At 72.1% G+C, this 16,936-nt stretch carries 22 protein-coding genes; 4 read left to right on the top strand and 18 right to left on the bottom strand.

Features of this window, described 5'->3' with window-relative positions; translation table 11 throughout:
• Positions 1 to 75 precede the first annotated feature (75 nt).
• From ACSMXO_RS20945 to ACSMXO_RS20870, 16 genes are all read right to left on the bottom strand, one after another.
• Positions 76 to 795 (bottom strand): DivIVA domain-containing protein, encoded by a 720-nt coding sequence (locus ACSMXO_RS20945; protein WP_346262030.1) that lies wholly within the window; start codon positions 793 to 795, stop codon positions 76 to 78.
• Positions 792 to 1,970 (bottom strand): globin domain-containing protein, encoded by a 1,179-nt coding sequence (locus ACSMXO_RS20940; RefSeq protein ID WP_455419035.1) that lies wholly within the window; start codon positions 1,968 to 1,970, stop codon positions 792 to 794. Before ACSMXO_RS20940 ends, ACSMXO_RS20945 begins: the two co-directional genes overlap by 4 nt.
• Positions 1,971 to 1,972: 2 nt before the next feature.
• A complete protein-coding gene (locus tag ACSMXO_RS20935; protein ID WP_455419034.1) occupies positions 1,973 to 2,344 on the bottom strand; it encodes a group I truncated hemoglobin in 372 nt (123 codons plus the stop codon).
• 349 nt (positions 2,345 to 2,693) lie between these two features.
• Positions 2,694 to 3,413: a SanA/YdcF family protein gene (locus ACSMXO_RS20930; RefSeq protein WP_346262027.1), complete on the bottom strand. Its 720-nt coding sequence runs from the start codon at positions 3,411 to 3,413 to the stop codon at positions 2,694 to 2,696.
• A gap of 110 nt (positions 3,414 to 3,523) precedes the next feature.
• A complete protein-coding gene (locus ACSMXO_RS20925; RefSeq protein WP_455419033.1) occupies positions 3,524 to 4,162 on the bottom strand; it encodes a MerR family transcriptional regulator in 639 nt (212 codons plus the stop codon).
• 215 nt (positions 4,163 to 4,377) lie between these two features.
• On the bottom strand, positions 4,378 to 4,842 hold the full coding sequence (locus ACSMXO_RS20920; protein ID WP_318397067.1) for a bifunctional nuclease family protein: 465 nt from the start codon (positions 4,840 to 4,842) through the stop codon (positions 4,378 to 4,380).
• Between the two features lie 281 nt (positions 4,843 to 5,123).
• Positions 5,124 to 5,831 carry a transcriptional regulator FtsR gene (gene ftsR / locus ACSMXO_RS20915; RefSeq protein ID WP_346262025.1) on the bottom strand — a complete coding sequence of 236 codons (708 nt, stop codon included), beginning with the start codon at positions 5,829 to 5,831 and terminating at the stop codon, positions 5,124 to 5,126.
• A 152-nt stretch (positions 5,832 to 5,983) separates the two neighbouring features.
• Entirely contained in the window at positions 5,984 to 6,436 is a 453-nt protein-coding gene (gene odhI / locus ACSMXO_RS20910) for an oxoglutarate dehydrogenase inhibitor Odhl (protein WP_101365931.1), read from the bottom strand.
• Between the two features lie 214 nt (positions 6,437 to 6,650).
• On the bottom strand, positions 6,651 to 7,031 hold the full coding sequence (gene gcvH / locus ACSMXO_RS20905) for a glycine cleavage system protein GcvH (RefSeq protein WP_346262024.1): 381 nt from the start codon (positions 7,029 to 7,031) through the stop codon (positions 6,651 to 6,653).
• A 68-nt stretch (positions 7,032 to 7,099) separates the two neighbouring features.
• Complete coding sequence (locus ACSMXO_RS20900; RefSeq protein ID WP_455419032.1) at positions 7,100 to 8,116, bottom strand: DUF881 domain-containing protein; 1,017 nt, start codon at positions 8,114 to 8,116, stop codon at positions 7,100 to 7,102.
• A gap of 11 nt (positions 8,117 to 8,127) precedes the next feature.
• Entirely contained in the window at positions 8,128 to 8,460 is a 333-nt protein-coding gene (locus ACSMXO_RS20895; protein WP_203866211.1) for a small basic family protein, read from the bottom strand.
• Positions 8,457 to 9,359 carry a DUF881 domain-containing protein gene (locus tag ACSMXO_RS20890; RefSeq protein WP_346262022.1) on the bottom strand — a complete coding sequence of 301 codons (903 nt, stop codon included), beginning with the start codon at positions 9,357 to 9,359 and terminating at the stop codon, positions 8,457 to 8,459. The genes ACSMXO_RS20895 and ACSMXO_RS20890 overlap by 4 nt, the downstream gene beginning before the upstream one ends.
• Entirely contained in the window at positions 9,356 to 9,997 is a 642-nt protein-coding gene (locus tag ACSMXO_RS20885; protein ID WP_455419031.1) for a CDP-alcohol phosphatidyltransferase family protein, read from the bottom strand. Before ACSMXO_RS20885 ends, ACSMXO_RS20890 begins: the two co-directional genes overlap by 4 nt.
• A gap of 379 nt (positions 9,998 to 10,376) precedes the next feature.
• On the bottom strand, positions 10,377 to 10,769 hold the full coding sequence (locus ACSMXO_RS20880; RefSeq protein ID WP_346262021.1) for a DUF2267 domain-containing protein: 393 nt from the start codon (positions 10,767 to 10,769) through the stop codon (positions 10,377 to 10,379).
• A 94-nt stretch (positions 10,770 to 10,863) separates the two neighbouring features.
• On the bottom strand, positions 10,864 to 11,979 hold the full coding sequence (locus ACSMXO_RS20875; RefSeq protein WP_455419030.1) for a golvesin C-terminal-like domain-containing protein: 1,116 nt from the start codon (positions 11,977 to 11,979) through the stop codon (positions 10,864 to 10,866).
• Between the two features lie 191 nt (positions 11,980 to 12,170).
• Positions 12,171 to 13,328, bottom strand: a complete 1,158-nt coding sequence (locus ACSMXO_RS20870) for an XdhC family protein (RefSeq protein ID WP_455419029.1) — start codon at positions 13,326 to 13,328, stop codon at positions 12,171 to 12,173.
• 261 nt (positions 13,329 to 13,589) lie between these two features.
• Here ACSMXO_RS20870 and ACSMXO_RS20865 point away from each other — a divergent pair, with 261 nt between their 5' ends.
• Both ACSMXO_RS20865 and ACSMXO_RS20860 read left to right on the top strand, forming a co-directional pair.
• Positions 13,590 to 13,802, top strand: a complete 213-nt coding sequence (locus ACSMXO_RS20865; RefSeq protein ID WP_346262018.1) for a phosphatidylethanolamine-binding protein — start codon at positions 13,590 to 13,592, stop codon at positions 13,800 to 13,802.
• 65 nt (positions 13,803 to 13,867) lie between these two features.
• A complete protein-coding gene (locus ACSMXO_RS20860; protein WP_455419273.1) occupies positions 13,868 to 14,320 on the top strand; it encodes a hypothetical protein in 453 nt (150 codons plus the stop codon).
• A 61-nt stretch (positions 14,321 to 14,381) separates the two neighbouring features.
• On the opposite strand, the gene ACSMXO_RS20855 is transcribed toward ACSMXO_RS20860, so the two are convergent.
• A complete protein-coding gene (locus ACSMXO_RS20855) occupies positions 14,382 to 14,603 on the bottom strand; it encodes a hypothetical protein (protein WP_455419028.1) in 222 nt (73 codons plus the stop codon).
• A gap of 211 nt (positions 14,604 to 14,814) precedes the next feature.
• Between ACSMXO_RS20855 and ACSMXO_RS20850 the strand changes: the two genes are divergently transcribed.
• Positions 14,815 to 15,468 (top strand): hypothetical protein, encoded by a 654-nt coding sequence (locus ACSMXO_RS20850; RefSeq protein WP_455419027.1) that lies wholly within the window; start codon positions 14,815 to 14,817, stop codon positions 15,466 to 15,468.
• Between the two features lie 31 nt (positions 15,469 to 15,499).
• Here ACSMXO_RS20850 and ACSMXO_RS20845 read toward each other — a convergent pair whose 3' ends face one another.
• Entirely contained in the window at positions 15,500 to 15,679 is a 180-nt protein-coding gene (locus ACSMXO_RS20845; protein WP_455419026.1) for a hypothetical protein, read from the bottom strand.
• 167 nt (positions 15,680 to 15,846) lie between these two features.
• Here ACSMXO_RS20845 and ACSMXO_RS20840 point away from each other — a divergent pair, with 167 nt between their 5' ends.
• Complete coding sequence (locus tag ACSMXO_RS20840) at positions 15,847 to 16,935, top strand: SRPBCC domain-containing protein (protein ID WP_455419025.1); 1,089 nt, start codon at positions 15,847 to 15,849, stop codon at positions 16,933 to 16,935.
• Position 16,936: the final 1 nt, after the last annotated feature.

The following is a 16,936-nucleotide window of genomic DNA, read 5'->3' as shown; positions in this document are numbered from 1 at the left end:
GCCCCCACAGCCGCCGGCACGCAGATGACGGCCGCCCACCCGGTCACGCCGACGGACCGGGCCAGGGCCGGCACCCTACATCTGCCGCGGCTGCTCCGGACGCGGCGACAGCGCCGGCCGGGCGACACCCGGCGGCGTCGCACTGCCGATCCCCGCACCCGCCTCCCGGACGATCCGGTCCATGGTGCGGGCCAGATGCTCACTGCCGTCGTCGAGATGCCGGGCCGCCGCCTGCATGTGCGAGATCATCATCTCGCCGAAGATACGCAGCGCCTCCCGGGTCGCCACCGTGTCGTCGAAACTCGACCCGGCCGACGCCCGGTAGTCCTGCACCGCCCGCTCCGCCTCGTTGCGGGCATCCTCGGCCGCCGCCCGCAGATAGTTCTCGTACTGCACCCGGGCGTACTCGGCGACCCGGCGGGCGTAGTCGTGCGCCTGGGCGATGATCTGCTCGGCCTCCCGCTGCGCCGCCGAGAGCAGGTTGACCTCCTTCGCCCCCGGCAACTGCGGCCGGTTGCTGGCACTCGGCAGCACCCCGTGCCGGTGCAGCTCCACATGGTCGTGCAGCCGCTGGTTCTCCGCCCGCAGATCCGCCAACTGGGTCGCCAACAGGTCCAACTCGTCGGCCACCTGGTGCCGGAACCGGTCGACATCCCGGTCGTCGTAGCCGCGCCTGGTGAACGACGACGTGTTGAACTCCCACCGCCGGACCCGATCCGCGGTCATCCGCACCCGAGGACTCGGACCCGACAGCGCCGTCGCGCGGTCGTACTCGCTGATCGGGCTGGCGCTCACTGCGTACCTCCGTCTGCCGGCCTATGCTCCTGCACCTCGCCGATCCGCCGCCCGGGCGAATACCACTGCCCACCCAGCGCCTCGTAGTGCAGCTGCCCGGCGTGGTAACCCGCCTGCGCCAGTCCGGTGACCGCGCCCGACACCATCGGATCGGACCCGCAGACGAAGACGTGCCGGTTGCGCCAGTCGCCGTCGGCGAGGGCGCGGTCCACCACCTGGACGAACTCTCCGGGCCGTGACGGGTCGGCGTTGACCACATACGTCACCCGCAACCATGGGTACGACGCCACCAGCTTCTCGGTCGCGTCGACGTCGTAGAACTCGGTACGGGACCGGGCCCCGACGTACGCGTCGACCCGCCGACCGCCGCCCTCGGCCGCCACCTGCTCCACCAGCGCCTTCAACGGCGCCCAGCCGGTGCCGTTGGCCAGCAGCAGCAGGTCCCCACCGCCGGACGCCTGGCGCAACGTCAGCCGCTCCCCCACCGGGGACGCCAGATGCACCTGGTCACCGACGCTGGTCCCGTACACCAGCCGGGAACTCACCGCCCCACCCGGCGCTGCCCGCACGTGCAGCTCGATCGTGCCGTCGGTGCGGGGCGCGTTCCCCGGCGAGTAGTACCGCCACGCCCGGGTCGCCGGGCTGGACACCCCGATCGACTGGCCCGCCTCGAACGGCAGCAGATATTGCGGGCGCAGCGTCAGCACCGCGATGTCGAACGTCCGCGGCTCATGCGCGACGACCTCGCCGACCCACCACGGCGGGCTGACGTTCTCCGCCGCCGTCGCGCCGTCGGTCATCACCTTCGCGACCAGCCCGTACGCCGCCGTCCAGTCCTTCGCCAGATCCTCGGTCCAGTGCTCGCCAAGGAAGTGCGCCAGGGTCGCCAGCAGCGCCTCCCCGACCGCCGGATAGTGCTCCGGCCGGACCGCGAACTTGCGGTGGTCGGCGCCGAGAGACTGCAGGAAACCGACGAGCTGGTCCACCTGGTCCACGTTGGAGACGATGTGACCCAGCGCGGTGACCAGCCGGTCCCGCTGGCCGGCCATGTTCGTCGGAAACATCTGCCGGACGTCGGGATGGGCCAGGAACAGGGTCGAGTAGAAGTAGAGCGGCACCTGGTCGCCATGTCCGGCGACCAGGTGCCAGCTCTGCTTGAGACGAGCGACGTCCACGGTCAGACGCCCGCGGAGGTGCCGCTCGCCACCACCTGGTCGCGTACCGAACCCAGCGTCGCCCGCACGTCGTCCAGGATGTCGTCCGGCACGCCGAGCCCGGTCAGGGTGTCGATCAGGTGCACACCGACCCGGGCGTAGTGCTCGTCCGGGATGTTCAGCGGCTGGTGCGCCTCGGTCAGTCCCCGGCCGGCGTAGTTGTTCGGCCCGCCGAGCACCACGGTCAGCATCAGCACCATGTGCCGCCGCTGCTCCTCCATGTTCACCGAGGTGAAATAGCCGGCCAGCTCCGGGTCGGCGAGCACCCGGTCGTAGAACAGCCGCACGGCCGCCTTGACCGACTCCGCCCCGCCGATCCGCTCGTAGTGCGTCACGCGGGCTGCTGCACCGTTACCGGTGGTCGCGGCGCCGTCCGCGGGGGACGACACGGCGCTGTCATGTGGATCCGTCACGGTCTTCCTTCCGGCGCGAGGGGGATCGCGCGGCGTGTGGGGTCGAAACACCAACAGTGCCGGCCGCCGGGCGGACGGCCGACGGGTGACACTGGGTGGGGACACTACCGCGCCCACCCGTTCTGTGTCATCCAACCCGAATCGGTGTCATCCATACCCAACCGGCTCGGCAATCATCGAGCTCGATCCGATCCGGACCATCATCCCCATTGGACGCCGCGCCGGCCACCCCGGTCACGGTACGCGACGACACACTCCACCGCCCGCACCGTCAGCCGGCCAACGCGTCGCGGACCCCCGACTCAGCCGGGCCCAGGAACACCGGATCCCGTCCGCTGAGCACGTCGTAGACCGCCTTCACCGCCGCGAAGTGCTCCCGGAACCCGCCCCACCGCCAGGCCCGCTCGAACCGGCGTACCGACTCGTCGCCGACACCGACCGCGTCCAGACCGACCCGCCGGCACACCGTGACCGCCCGCTCGATGTGGAAGCTCTGGGTGACCACAATGGTCCGATCGACACCGAAGACCCGACGAGCCCGCGAACACGAGTCGTAGGTGTCGAACCCGGCATGGTCCTGCACCACCAACCGGGCCGGCACGCCCCGCTCCACCAACCAGCGACTCATCGCACCCGGCTCGTCGTACGCCCAGCTCCGGTGGTCGCCGGAAACCAGGATCGCCCGGACCTTGCCCGCCGCCAGCAGCTCCTTCGCCAGCCCCAGCCGGGCGGCCAGGAACGGCGCCGGGGTGCCGTCCGGATACACCCGGGCACCCAGCACCAGGGCGACCGGCGCCGCCGGAACGTCGGCCAGCGCATACACGTGCTCCCGCGCCGACTGCCGCACCCAGACCACGCTGCCGACCACCGACACCGGCAACAGCAGCAGGCCCACCAGAGCCCCGAGCATGATCCGGCGACGCCAGCGGCGCCGGGCGACCCGACGCGGACGGTCGGAGCCGGACGACTCCGGCGACAAAGTAGACGACATACGCCAAGTATGCGATAACGATCAAGGGGGCGGGTGGCGGCGCCCCGAGCCACGCAGCCTCCCGGCGCTGGGCCGGTACACCTCGACAACCCCGGCCCGGATGGGCCGGGTCAGCCCGCGCGCCGCCGGGCCCGGCGGGCCGCCAACTCGTCGCCGGCCTCCACCGCGACCGGCTCCGGCGTCTCCCCCGCCAGCGGCGGCTCCCCGGCAGGCTCCGCCGGCAGATGCGACAGCGAGCCCTGGACCTCCTTGAACGCCCCACCAATGGCGATCCCGAACACCCCCTGCCCACCCTGCAACAGGTCGACGACCTCCTCCGGAGATCGGCACTCGTAGACCGTCGTGCCATCCGAGATCAGCGTGATACCGGCCAAGTCCGCCACCCCGCGCGAGCGCAGCGCGTCGATCGCCCGCCGGATGTTCTGCAACGAGACCCCCGCGTCCAGCAGCCGCTTCACCACCTTCAGCACCACCAGATCGCGGAACGAGTAGAGCCGCTGGGTTCCCGACCCCGAGGCGTCCCGCACGCTCGGCACCACCAGCGCCGTACGCGCCCAGTAGTCCAACTGCCGGTAGCTGATCCCGACGGCGTGGCACGCCGTCACACCCCGATAGCCGACCGAACCGTCCTCCACCGACGCCCCGCCAGCCGAGTGATCCTCCGCCACCTCACGAGGCCCGTCGACGTGCCGCTGATCCATACCCTGGGGATTCGACCTACCCGGATCAGGGTCCTGTGGCTCATGCATCGGACAACCTCCCCGCCCGTGCGGTGACACGTCGTTTCCGCCGACGTGCACCCCTCGACAGGCCCAACCCTATAGCCCGGCTGGAGGGTTACCCCGCAGGAAATGCCGCGACACGCCGCACACGGGGATCACCGCAGGGTTACCCCAGGACGAATCAATCGTTACCCGACCGGCAGCACCACGACCACCGGCCAGGCCGCCCCACGGAGCCGCGGTCAACCGGCGAAGTCCTCCGGGCGGACCTGCTCCAGGAACTCCCGGAACTTCTCCACCTCGTCCTCCTGCTCGTCCGGGATGATGATCCCGGCCTCGGTGAGCACCTGCTCCGCACAGCGGATCGGCGCACCCACCCGCAACGCCAACGCGATCGAGTCCGACGGCCGGGCCGACACCCGCAGACCGTCCCCGATCAGCAGATCGGCGTAGAAGACGTTCTCCTTCAACTCCACGATCTCCACCGCCCGCAGCGGCGCCTGCAACGCGGAGAGGATGTCCCGCAGCAGATCGTGGGTCAGCGGCCGGGCCGGCTTGACCCCCTGCTGCTCGTAGGCGATCGCGGTAGCCTCCACCGCACCGATCCAGATCGGCAGATAACGGTCGCCCTCGACCTCTCTGAGCAGGACGATCGGCTGGTTGGTGGGTAGCTCCACCCGAACCCCGACCACGCTCAGCTCGCGCACCGCCGCCTCCGTGTCGCCGTCGTCTCTTCCCCACCACCGTCCTGCGGCGGCCGATGCTACCCGCCGCAGGGGCCGGTATGCCCCTTCCCTGCACGGTACACGGGCTCGGATAACACCGCCCCACCCGTGCTGCCCGCAACCGCCGCACCGCACGGGTTACCCCGGGAAGCGTACGCCACGCCCACCGCCGCAGATCTTTCCTGCCGGCCGAGTGCGCCAGGCCACACCCAGCAACCCGCCGGACAACCACCCCAGGGCGGCACATCCGCCGCCCTGGGAGGTCACCGGCCCAACGTCCCGCGCAGCCCCACCCGGACCAGCGCCGCGTGCAGCCGCTGCGACAGGCCAACCAACTCCCGCGCCGCCTCCGCCGCCCGCGCCCGGGCCGCCGGATCGTTCTGCCGGGCCAACGGCGCCACCAACTGGGCGAACAACCCCACCTCGCGATCCGCCGCCGTCCGGTAGCCGCGCAGATGCCGCGGCTCCAACCCGTACGCCGCCAACCCCGCCACCGCCTGCGCGATCACCAGCGCATCCGCGTCGTACCAGCCGGGCGGCTGCGACACCACCAGACCCATCCGCTCCAACTCGGCCAGCAACGCCTCACCGAGCCCACTGCGGGACAGCAATTCGGTCCGGTCCAGCCGGGTCTCCGACGACTCGCCGACCGGGGCAGCCGGCTCCCGACCCGGCACCTCGCCGTCCGGCCCCACCGCCACCAGCGACGGCCGATGCCGCTCCGGCCCCGACAACCCGTCCCGAGCCGCCTCCGCGAGCTGCTCCCGAATCACCCGCAACGGCAGGTACTGGTCACGCTGCGCGGTCAACACGAACCTCAACCGCGCCACGTCGTCCCAGCTGTACTTGCGGTAACCCGCCGGCGTGCGTTGCGGCTCGACCAGACCCTCGGACTCAAGAAAGCGCAGCTTGGAGATCGTCGTGTCGGGAAACTCCACCCGAAGCTGCGCCAGCACCTCACCGATACTCATCAGTGAACCCTTGTCGACCTCCCCCTGCGGTCCGTCGTGGCCGCGGGTGGAAGTCGAGGGGTGCGCGCCGCGCAGTTCAGGTGGAAAAAGGTTCGGTGGCTGGCCCCGAGCGGCCGTCCCCGGCCCGGGAACAGCCGCCGCCGCACTCTCGCTCACCCCCGGACGGCCCCCTCCTCCGGACGCGGACCAGCGATGAAGACCAGCCGGAACTTCCCGACCTGGACCTCGTCGCCGTTACTCAGCGTCGCTGCCTCGACCCGCTCCCGGTTCACGTACGTCCCGTTCAGGCTGCCCACGTCCCGGACGGTGAACGTGCCACCGTCCCGGTGGAACTCGGCGTGCCGCCGGGACACCGTGACGTCGTCCAGGAAGATGTCACTGTCCGGATGCCGGCCACTCGTCGTCACATCGTGATCCAGCAGGAACCGGGCGCCGGCATTCGGACCACGCCGAACCACCAGCAACGCCATACCCGGAGGCAGCGAACCTGACATCCGGCTCGGCACAACGTCGGTCTCGGGCCCCTCCAACATCTCGTCGAGAGAACCAAGGTTCAGCGTCGATGTGACGTCGAGTGGGGGGAACTCGTCGTCTGGGCGCGTCATTGGGACCACCTCACGGATCTGTTCGGTCGGCGTCGGGTGTTACGGGTCTGGCCGCCGGGCGCCCTCGGGGCCCAGCGGCTGGCTCCCCCGTGCCCGGGAAGGCATTTCCGCAACGCGCAACTATTGGTTCTCGGTCGACTGGGCGAGCCTAGCCAGCGCCGAAATACAGGGCAACCAGACGCGCGGACACAACCACGCGACGGCGTCACCACGATCAGCTCTCGGTCAGCTCCCGATAAGCCTCGGCGGTCAACAAACCAGCCACCGCCGACGCGTCACTGGGCGCGATCTCGACCAGCCAACCCGAGCCGTACGGGTCGGTGTTGATCACCTCAGGAGTATCCGTGAGCTGCTCGTTCCGCGCCACCACCGTACCGGTCAACGGGGCGTAGATCTCCGAGACGCTCTTGGTCGACTCGACCTCACCGAACGATTCGCCGGCCTGCACCGTCGCACCCTCGTCGGGAAGCTGGACATAAACGATGTCGCCCAGCGCGTCCTGCGCGAAGTGGGTGATGCCCACCCGCACCGGTCCGCTGCCGTCGCCAGCCACCCACTCGTGCTCGGCGGTGTACCGCAGGTCCTCAGGAATCACCAGACGCGTCCTTCTTCATCGCACCAGCCAATACCGGGACGCCGAGTCGCCGTCCCGACCGCGCCCGGTCAGGAGACCGGACGCGCATGTTGCAGATCCTTCGGCGGGCTGAGGGCCGTCACGTCGACCACCTCCCGCTCCTGGATCGCCACGTTACCGCCGTCCCCGCTGACCGATGCCACCACCCCGCCCGGGATGTTCAGTGCGGTTTGCATCGTCTTCGGATCGCCGATCACCGAGATCATGTACGGTCCGGTCAACCGCCGTCCACTCACCGAGATACCGCCGTCCGCGTCGAGGAAGTACGTCGACGCGATGATCCGCACCGTGGCACCGTCACCGCCGGAGATCTGCATCGCCTCCGCCCCCGCGCCCCGCAGCTCCTGCACCGCGTCCAACACCCGCGACGCCGCGATCGGCTTACTCACCGGCATGAAACTGACCGTCAACCCCGGCCCCCGGGCCGGCAACGTCCCCGCCAGGATGCCCAACTCGTCGGCCCGCCGGGTCGCCTCGTCCAACGCCGCCTGCCGCCCCTCGGCACCGGAGTTCAACTGCCGCTGGCTCTCCTCCAGCGCCGCGATGTCCTGCCGGACCCGCTCCTCCTGCGCGTCCAGGTCCGACAGGATCCGCACCAGGTCCTCCTGGCGGGTCGTCTCCAGCGACGCGTCCGTGGAGTTGGTCCGCAACTGCACCGCCAGGGTGAACCCCAGCAGCGCCAGCAGCACCCCGATCATCGCGTTCGCCGCGGTCAGCCGGGGCAGCAGCCGGCGAACCGCCGACGCCGGCCCGACCGGCTCCGGCGGCTCCGGCGGCGGGATCGGCACTGTCTCGTCGTCCCCCGGCAACGGCACGGTCGGCCCGTCGTCGGTCGACAGCCGCACCGTGGGCCCGCCGTCCGCCGAGACCGTACTCCGGTCGGCGCCTGGGTCCCCGTCACCGGCCGGCCCCGGCGTGGCCGGCCGCTCCGCGGCGGCGCCGTCCGGCGACCCCGGCGTACCCGGCGTCCGGTCCGCCGGCGAACCATCCGGTACCGGGCCCCTGGCCGCCTCGTCCGGACTGTTCTGCTCGCTCGCTCCCGCCATCGCCGTCGAACCTACGCCCGGAACAGGTGCCGGCGAATAGCCGCCACGTTGCCGAAGATCCGGACACCGAGCACCACCACGACACCGGTGGACAACTGCCCACCGACGCCGAGCTGGTCACCCAGGTAGACGATGAGCCCGGCGACCAGCACGTTCGAGATGAACGAGATCACAAACTGCTTGTCGTCGAAGATGCCGTCGAGCTTGGCCCGCACCCCGCCGAACACCGCGTCCAAGGCCGCCACCACGGCGATCGGCAGGTACGGCTGGAGCGCCGACGGAACCGTCGGATCCAGCCAGACGCCGAGCAACACCCCGGCGAGCAACGCGAGCACAGCGATCATCGGCCGCCTCCATGCGGACTCGGGGACCCCCCGCCACCCGCCGACGACCCGGACGGCGTCGGGGTGGGCTCGGGCGAGGGTGTGGCATAGCGCAGCCGCGGCTCCGTCGCGGCCGGCAGAGTCAGATCGTCGACCCTACGGAACTCGAACGACATCCCGTGCTCCTCGGAGACGCTGTCCAGCAACCGCGCCGCCGCGCTGTCCCGGAACCGGCGCTCCAGCTGACCGGGACCGATCGCGGACACCTCGTACGGGCCGATCACCGGCTTGAAGTCGACCAGAATCGCGCCACCCGCCGCCCGGATCGTCGAGGTGGCGGTCAGCCGCTGCCCGTTGATCGAGACCGCCTCCGCCCCGCCACTCCACAGCGCGTTCGCGATGTCCTGGAGGTCACGGTCGAGTACCCGGCCGAGATTCGTCGCACCGGCACCCGTGACCGCGTCCGGCTCCTCGGGCGCGTCCGCGACCCGCACCACCAGACCGTCACCGCGCACCCGGCCCAGCCCGGTGGCCGCCTCCAGATTCCGCAGGTTCGCCGCCGCGCTGCCGGACAGCGCCGCGTCCCGCTGCCGGAGCACCTCGGCACGCAGCCGGTCGGCCCGCTCGGTCAGCGCGGCATTCTCAGCCTCCCGCTGCTTGATCTGGGTCACCAGGCCGGCCCGCGCCTTGCTGCGACTCGGCTCCGCCGCCACCGTCTGGCGGTAGGCCATCGCGAGCAGCAGCCCCAGCACGACCAGGGTCACCAGGGTCACCGCCCGGGGCATCGACCGCCGCCACCCGGTGGCCGGCACCGCACGCCGGCGCCGCGCGGCCGCATCGGCGTAACCGGGGTCGAGCGGGTTCTGGAAGAGCTCGGTGAGGAAATCGGCCGCGTACGTCCGCTTGCCCTGCCCGGTCATCCCACCTCCGCCCGTGCCGCCCGGATCAGCCGGACCGCCTGGATCAGGTAGAGCCCGCCGGCCAGCCAATACAGGACCAGTCCCCACAGTGCCAGCCCCCAGCCGATCGCGCCGGCAGCGGTAGCCGCCCCGGGCACCGTAGCCGCGAGCAGCAGTACCGGAAAAGCGGCCAGTAGTACGAACGTCGCCGTCTTGCCCAGATAGTGCACCGGCGGCGGGCGGAAGCCGAAGTGGCGCAGCACGCCCAGATTGGCGGTCATCACGACGTCCCGGGCCAGCAGCGCGATAGTGAACTGCCACGGCACCACCTCGCGGACGGTCAGCGCGACCAGGGTGGCCAGGATGTAGAGCCGGTCGGCGACCGGGTCGAGCAGCTCGCCGAGCCGGCTGACCTGGCGCAGTCGCCGGGCGACGAAGCCGTCCACCCAGTCACTCAGGCCACCGACGGCGAGGACGACCACGGCGGCCGCGTCCGCCTCGGCGACCAGGAAGAGGTAGAGGAAGAGCGGTACGCCGAGCAGCCGGACGAAACTGATCAGGTTGGGGACGGTGAGGATCCGCCCCGTCGAGCCAGCAGGCCCGGCGGTGGCGTCACCGGTTGGCTGGGCGTCATCCGCCCGCGCCGGCCGACGCGACACCGAACCTCCCTCTGCGCCACGGCCCGGCGTCCGCACGATGGCGGAGGACGGTCCAGAAACCGGTGCGCGCTCCGACCGACCTCTCGCCCGGGAACGGCTGACGCATTCCGGACGAGTGACGGCACCTGACGCAGCCCCGGTTACGGCGCATTCGGCTCCCGTGGCTGCTCAATTGCCGTGCCACTATATCCGGCCCGATTTTGGCGCGGCCGTCCGTGTCCGGTGTCTTCTGTTTCTGTCGTGCGGTGTGAGCCGGGGCACGCCGCGTAAGGCATCCTAGGATGCTAGCTCGGGTGCTGGAGCCGCCCGAACGGGCCGGACGGCGACGATCAGGCGTGGCCAGGCGGGATCAAGGACGGTGCGAAGGTGGATCGGCTGCTCAGCCGCTCAGGCCGGCCCGGCCGAACAGTACGGCGTACCCGGACGGCAGCTGGGTCAGCACGTCGTTGAGCTCACCGCCGGAGATGGCCTCGGCCACGGTGCACAGCACCGCGCTGGCGTCCCACTCGGCGGTCCGCGCGGTCGCTCCCGCCCCGGTGGCGACCCGGCCCAGGAACTCCCGTGCACCGAACGCACCCGCGGTACCCTGCCCGGCCGAGATCAGGGTCGCGGCCAGCGGGCCGGGCAACTGGGCGGCCAGATCCTCCGCCTCGTCCGGGTGCAGCCGCTGGGCGAGGATGCCGAGCACCAGGTGGGTCACCCGTTCCGCCTCCGCCGAATCGGCGTACTCGCCACGGTCGCGCACCTTGGCGACGAACTCGTCGTACCGCACTCCCCCACCCCCTTAGCCGCCCTCCGGTACGCCGATACCCGTCGGCACGCCGTTGATGCGTTCCGGCGGGTATCGGCGACGGAGTCGGTACGGGTCAGACCCGGGTGACCCGTACGGCGTCGGCGATCACGTATCCCGTGGCGCCGCTCCACCGACTCACCCCGACCACGTTCTTGTCGCCGGCGGTCAGCGTGAAGGTGCCCAGCGAACGCCACGTCCCGCCGCCGGTGCTCTGGTCCACCACCACCGTCTGGTTGCCGCTCTTGGCCAGCACGATGTACGGGGTGGCGGTGTTGTAGCCGGCGATGCCCGGGTACCAGGCGTCGATCCGGTACGTCCCCTCGGCCGGGATGTTCACCTTGTAGTACGCCACGTCGCTGATCGCGGCCGGGTCGGCGTACCGGTAGTCCGCGCCGTACCGCTCGGTGGAGTACGACGAGGTGAGCCAGTTGGCGCTGGCGGTGAACCGGCCGCTGGTGGTGTTGTCGACGATCGCGCTGAAGGCCGGCGGTGGGGTGGTGCCCCCGTCGAGCGCGTCGGCGACGTCGGCGCGCAGTTGCGGGAGCATGCCGTAGAGCACGTTGCCGGGGCAGGCGGTGGCCACGTAGTCCCGGTGGCCGTAGATCCGGGACGCGGCGATGCCGTACTGGTCGCAGACGTACGCGCAGAACTGCACCAGGCTGTCGTAGAGCGCGGCGGTCGGGGTGGCGCTGGTGTAGGTGCCCTCGTTCTCGATCCCGATGCCCTTGTCGTTCTGGCCCGGGCAGTGCGCGCCGACCACCATGCCGCTGCCGGCGCGCAGCCGGGACAGGCTGTTGTGCCGGCCCTCCATGATGTAGCCGCCACGGCTGATGGTGAAGTGCTGTCCCGAGTCGGACCAGCCGTTGCCGTCCATGTGGAAGTTCTGGATGCTGCGGGCCATCGCGTACGCGTGCGCCTGGGTGTAGTTGGTGGTGTTCGAGCCGGCGGTGTGGTGGATCACGATCTTGTCCGGCGAAGACGAGATCACGCTGAGCGAGCCCGGCGACCGGGCCCCCCAGGTGGCGCAGCTGGCGATGGTGGGGACGGGAACCGCGAGCGCGTCGACCTCGTCGGGCGCGGCCAGCGCCGGTGGCGCGCCGGCGATCGCCAGACCGCCGGTCGCGGCGCCGACACCGAGGAAGACCGCGCCGCGTACGACGTCGCGGCGGGACAGGGGGTTGCCGGTCACGTGGACCTCCAGGTGAACGGGGGTTGAAGGTTTCTTTGATGACGGCGGGAGAGATTGAAGGAATTCTTACCAGAGGATCGACGTTTACCGCTAGACCTGTCCCTTGGCGGATATCCGCGATCCGTCGACCGGCGCGCGGACGGGGTCGCCGCGCCGTCCCTCCCCCGCTCTGGCGCCTGGCCCGGCCGGAATCAGCCGACCGGGGCGGCCTCGTCGGCTGCGGGCGCCTCGTGGTGGATCCGGCCGGACAGCACCGACAGCGGGCTTCCGGTACCACCCCAGCGGCCGGCGACCACCTCGGCGGCGATGCTCACCGCGGTCTCCTCCGGGGTACGCGCGCCCAGGTCCAGCCCGAGCGGAGAGGAGAGCCGCCCCAGTTCCTCGGGGGAGAGACCGGCCGCCCGCAGCCGGGCCACCCGGTCGTCGTGGGTCCGCCGGGAGCCCATCGCGCCGACGTAGCCGAGCGGCAGCCGCAGCGCCACCTCCAGCACCGGCACGTCGAACTTCGGATCGTGGGTCAGTACGCAGACCACGGTCCGCCCGTCCAGCCGGCCGGCCTCCGCCTCGGCCCGCAGGTAGCGGTGCGGCCAGTCGACCACCACCTCGTGCGCGTCCGGCAGCCGGCGGGAGGTGGCGAAGACCGGCCGGGCGTCACAGACCGTGACCCGGTAGCCGAGGAACGCACCGATCCGGGCCAGCGCGGCGGCGAAGTCGATCGCGCCGAACACGATCATGCGGGGCGGGGCGGCGTACGCCGCGACGAAGAGCAGCAGGTCGTCGCCACGCCGTTGGCCGTGGTAGCCGTACCCGAGCGTGCCGGTCCGGCCGGTGGCGAGCAGGCCCCGACTGTCGTCGGTGGCCGCCGCGTCCAGCCGGTCGGTGCCGAGCGAGCCGGCGGTGCGGTCCGGCCAGACCACCAGCCGGCGGCCGAGCCGCCCGGCCGGATCGGACTCGCCGGCCGACACGCAGGTCACCACCGCGACCGGCGCACCGGCCCGGATCGAGGCCGCCACCTCGGCGAACTCGCCGAACCCGGCCGGGTCGACCCGTTCGATGTAGACGTCCAGGAGGCCGCCGCAGGTCAGGCCCACCGCGAACGCGTCGTCGTCGGTCACGCCGTAGCGTTGCAGCGCCGGCCGGCCGGTGGCGGTCACCTGCCGGGTCAGCTCGTAGACCGCGCCCTCGACGCAGCCGCCGGAGACGCTGCCGACCGCCGCCCCGTCCGGGCCGACCAGCATGGTGGCGCCGGCCTGCCTGGGCGCGGAACGCCAGGTCGCGACGACCGTCGCCATTCCGACCGGCTCGCCCGCCCGCCACCACCGGTCCAGTTCGTCCAGCACGTCACGCATGACCCGCTCACCCGTACCCGTTCCGCCTGCTCCGTTGGCCGGCAACGACTCCCCTGCGGTGCTCCCGCGCGGTTACCGGGCAACCTGGCACCATCCGTCGATCGTCCCATATGTCCGATCACCCGCGCCGGCCCATCCCGGACCGCGACTTGCGAGATTACGCGGGCGCCGGGCGGCCCCCGGTGCGTCACGCTCCGTGAATGGGCCGGACCCGGGCGGGTAGACCAGCCGGGACGGCGCCGACACGACGGGAGGCACCCCATGCCAGGACCACGACCGGGCAGCAACGCGTACGACGTGGAGCGTGCGCGGCTGCGCAAGCGGATCGACGACTCCGGCCGCCGGACCAACGACGGCAAGGCCGACGACACCGCGAACCGGTACCTCCAGGAGGATCGCGGGCGGCGGGGTTTCGTCCGGGGCGAGCGAGGGCTCGGCCCGAAGGGTGAGCGCGGCCCGGGCGAGCCGAAGTGACCGGGAAACGCGTCGTCGCCGGCCTGCTGGACGGGCCGGCGACGGGTGGCCCGGTCACCGACGCGGTGGACGGGGTGATCGCCGGTGCGGTCGGCAGTGTGGCGTTGAACGTGGTCACCTACCTCGACATGACCCTGCGGGCCCGACCGGCCAGCATCGTTCCGGAGGAGAGCGCCCAGCGGCTGGCCGAGATGCTGCACATCGGTCTGGGGCCCGAGGACCGGGCGGCGAACCGCCGCTCGGGCCTCGGGCCCCTGCTCGGCTACGCGACCGGCGTACTCTGCGGGGCCGCGCTCACCGTTATCGGGCTGCGCCGTCTTCCCGGACCGGTGGCGGCCGGGCTCTTCGGCGCCGGCGTGATGCTGGCGTCGGACGGCGCGTTGACGGTCCTGGGCAGCACCGATCCACGCCGGTGGAGCCGGACGGACTGGCTCTCCGAGATCGTGCCGCACCTGGTGTACGGGGTGGCCGCCGTCGCGACGCTCGGGCGGCTACGGCACACCCGGTGCCGCCGATGACGGCCGCGGACCGGGTGATGCCGACGCGCGGGATCCCGCACCCGGTGCCCCGCCGTCCGGGTCACTCGACCCGGCGCGCCTCGCTGCGGCCCGCGGCCTTCCGGTCGGGATCCTCGGCAACGGGCCGGACAGAGGGGCCGTACGGAGAGACCTGCTCGGGCGGGATCCGCCGGCCGTCGCCGCCCCGGACCCGGGTCGGGTCACCCGGCCGCGGACCCTTGCTGTCCTGCACCGTCGGGTTCAGTTCGTTGCGGCGCATCTCCGGCTGCTGCACGTTCGTCATCGCCGTCCCCTTCCGCCGTCGTACTCCCTCGATGGTGGGCGCCGGCCGGCGGTGGTCGCCGTCCGGCGGGGTGCCCCGGGGGTTCGCAACGGCCCGTGCGCCGAGCTCGGCACGGACACCCGGGTACCCGACGTGGGGTTACCCGGTGCGGGTGGCACCATTCGGTCGGCCGCGCCGGTGCGTGGACCCGCTGCGCGGGTAACCGGACGGAATGAACCGTGACCGCGCAATGGTGCGGGTGCTGCTGGACCGGCAGGGCCGCACGTACGCCGAGGAGGCGGGCATCCGGCTGGCCGACCGGCCCGGCCCGCTCTACCAGCTGTTGGTGCTGACCACGCTGCTCAGCACCCGGATCCGGGCGGGTGTGGCGGTCGCCGCCGCCCGCGAACTCTTCGCCGCCGGCTGCCGTACCCCGCAGGGCACGGACGCGCTGAGCTGGCAGGACCGGGTGGACGCGCTGGGCCGGGGGCACTACCGCCGCTACGACGAGCGGACCGCGACGATGCTGGGCAACGCGGCACGGCTGTGCCTGGAGCGCTGGAACGGCGACCTGCGCCGGTTGCACCGGGAGGCCGGTAGTGACCCGAACGCGCTGCGCCGCGAACTGACCCGGTTTCCCGGAATCGGGCCGACCGGGGCGGACATCTTCCTCCGGGAGGCGCAGGCGGTCTGGCCGGACGTCCGCCCGTACGCCGATCGCCGGGCGGTGAACGCGGCCGGCCGGCTGGGTCTGCCGTCCACACCGGACAAGCTGGCCAGACTGGTCGGCGGCGCCGACTTCCCGCGGCTGGCCTCCGCGCTGGTCCGGGTTTCGCTCGGTCAGCAGTCGATCGGCGAGCTGACCAGGGCGGCCGCCGCCCGCTGACCGGCCCACCCCGCAGGCGATGTTCTGGCGGTCAGCTCACCGGCTTGCCGGAGGTGGGTCTGGTCAGATACCACACGGTCAGTCCGGCCGCGACCGCCAGCAGCAGGACGGTGTTGGTGACCCTGCCTTCCTCCTCCCCCGTGCGGCCGAAGTAGATGACGGCGAGCGCGGCGCCGACCGACAACAGGGTCCGCAGTCCCTTGTTTTTCACGCAAATCATACTAATTACGGCAGAGGGTTCTCTTCCGGGAATCGGCCAACCACCCCGATCCGGTGACCCCGGGCGGGGTCGTCTGGGGCGGCGGTCGGGTACCGGCTCCGACGTCGGTCGGCCGGGGCCGGGACATCCGCGGTGACCGATGGACGTACAGTCTCGCCGTGACCGAAATCCGGACCACCGTCGAGCTGCGCCATCCCCCGGAGCGGGTCTGGCGGGCCCTCACCGACCGCGAGCTGCTGCCGAAGTGGTTCGCCTCGATCGAACCACGACCCACCTCGATCAGCCGGTTCGAGCTGCGCCCCGTGGACCTGCCCGAACTCGACGAGCTGATCGTCATCGAGCTGATCGAGGTCGACCGGCCACACCGGATGGTGCTGCGCTGGCCGGAGGAGGGCCAGCCGACCCGGTTGGAGTGCGAGCTGACACCCACTGCGGAGGGCTGCCGGCTGACCGTCGTGCAGAGCGGCGAGGAGGAGCCCTGGCTGCCCGCCGACCCGGCCGGGCGCGAGGAGTGCTACCAGGGGCTACTCGACACCCGGCTGCCCGCCGTACTCGACTGGTTGGCCTTCCGCGAGGTGGACCTCCCCGGGCCGACCCAGATCATCAGTGCCGTGCCGGCCGGGCGGGCCGGGCCGGCACGGCGGTCACGGCGCCGGCTCGGCGCCGGGCTGGCGGTGCTGGCCCTGGCGGTGGGCGCGGTGGTCGTGGTCGCCGGCCTGGCCCGCGGCCGCGGCGACGACTCGCCGCCCGGAGCGGCGGCCACCGTCGCCAGCGCCGCGCCGAGCACGCCACCGGGTACGACCCCTCCGGTCGCCCGGACCCCGGCCAGCGGTGTCACCCCGGTCCAGCCCAGCCGGACGGCCCAGCCCGGGGCGACGCCTCGCCGGACGTCCCCGGCTGCCACCGCCAACCCGACCAGGCCGGGCCAGCCGAGGTTGACCGCCCAGTACAGCACGCTGTCGAGCCGGCTCCTCGGCTATCAGGGCGAGGTGGTGGTGGCCAACGACGGCGCGGCGACCGCGACCCGGTGGACGGTGGTGATCACCCTGGCCGGCGGTGCCCAGGTGGCGAGCGTCACCGGAGCGGAGAGCTACCGGCAGGAGGAGCAGCAGGTCACCTTCACCGGCGCCCCGCTCGCCGCCAACAGCTCGGCGACGATCCGGTTCGACGTGGAGCGCGCCGGCGCGCTGGCCCAGAAGCGGCCGACGAGCTGCGCCGTGGGCGACCAGCCGTGCGCGGGGCTGTGAG

The organism is Plantactinospora sp. DSM 117369 (genome assembly GCF_053764795.1).
This window is presented reverse-complemented; position numbering and strand designations above follow the sequence as displayed.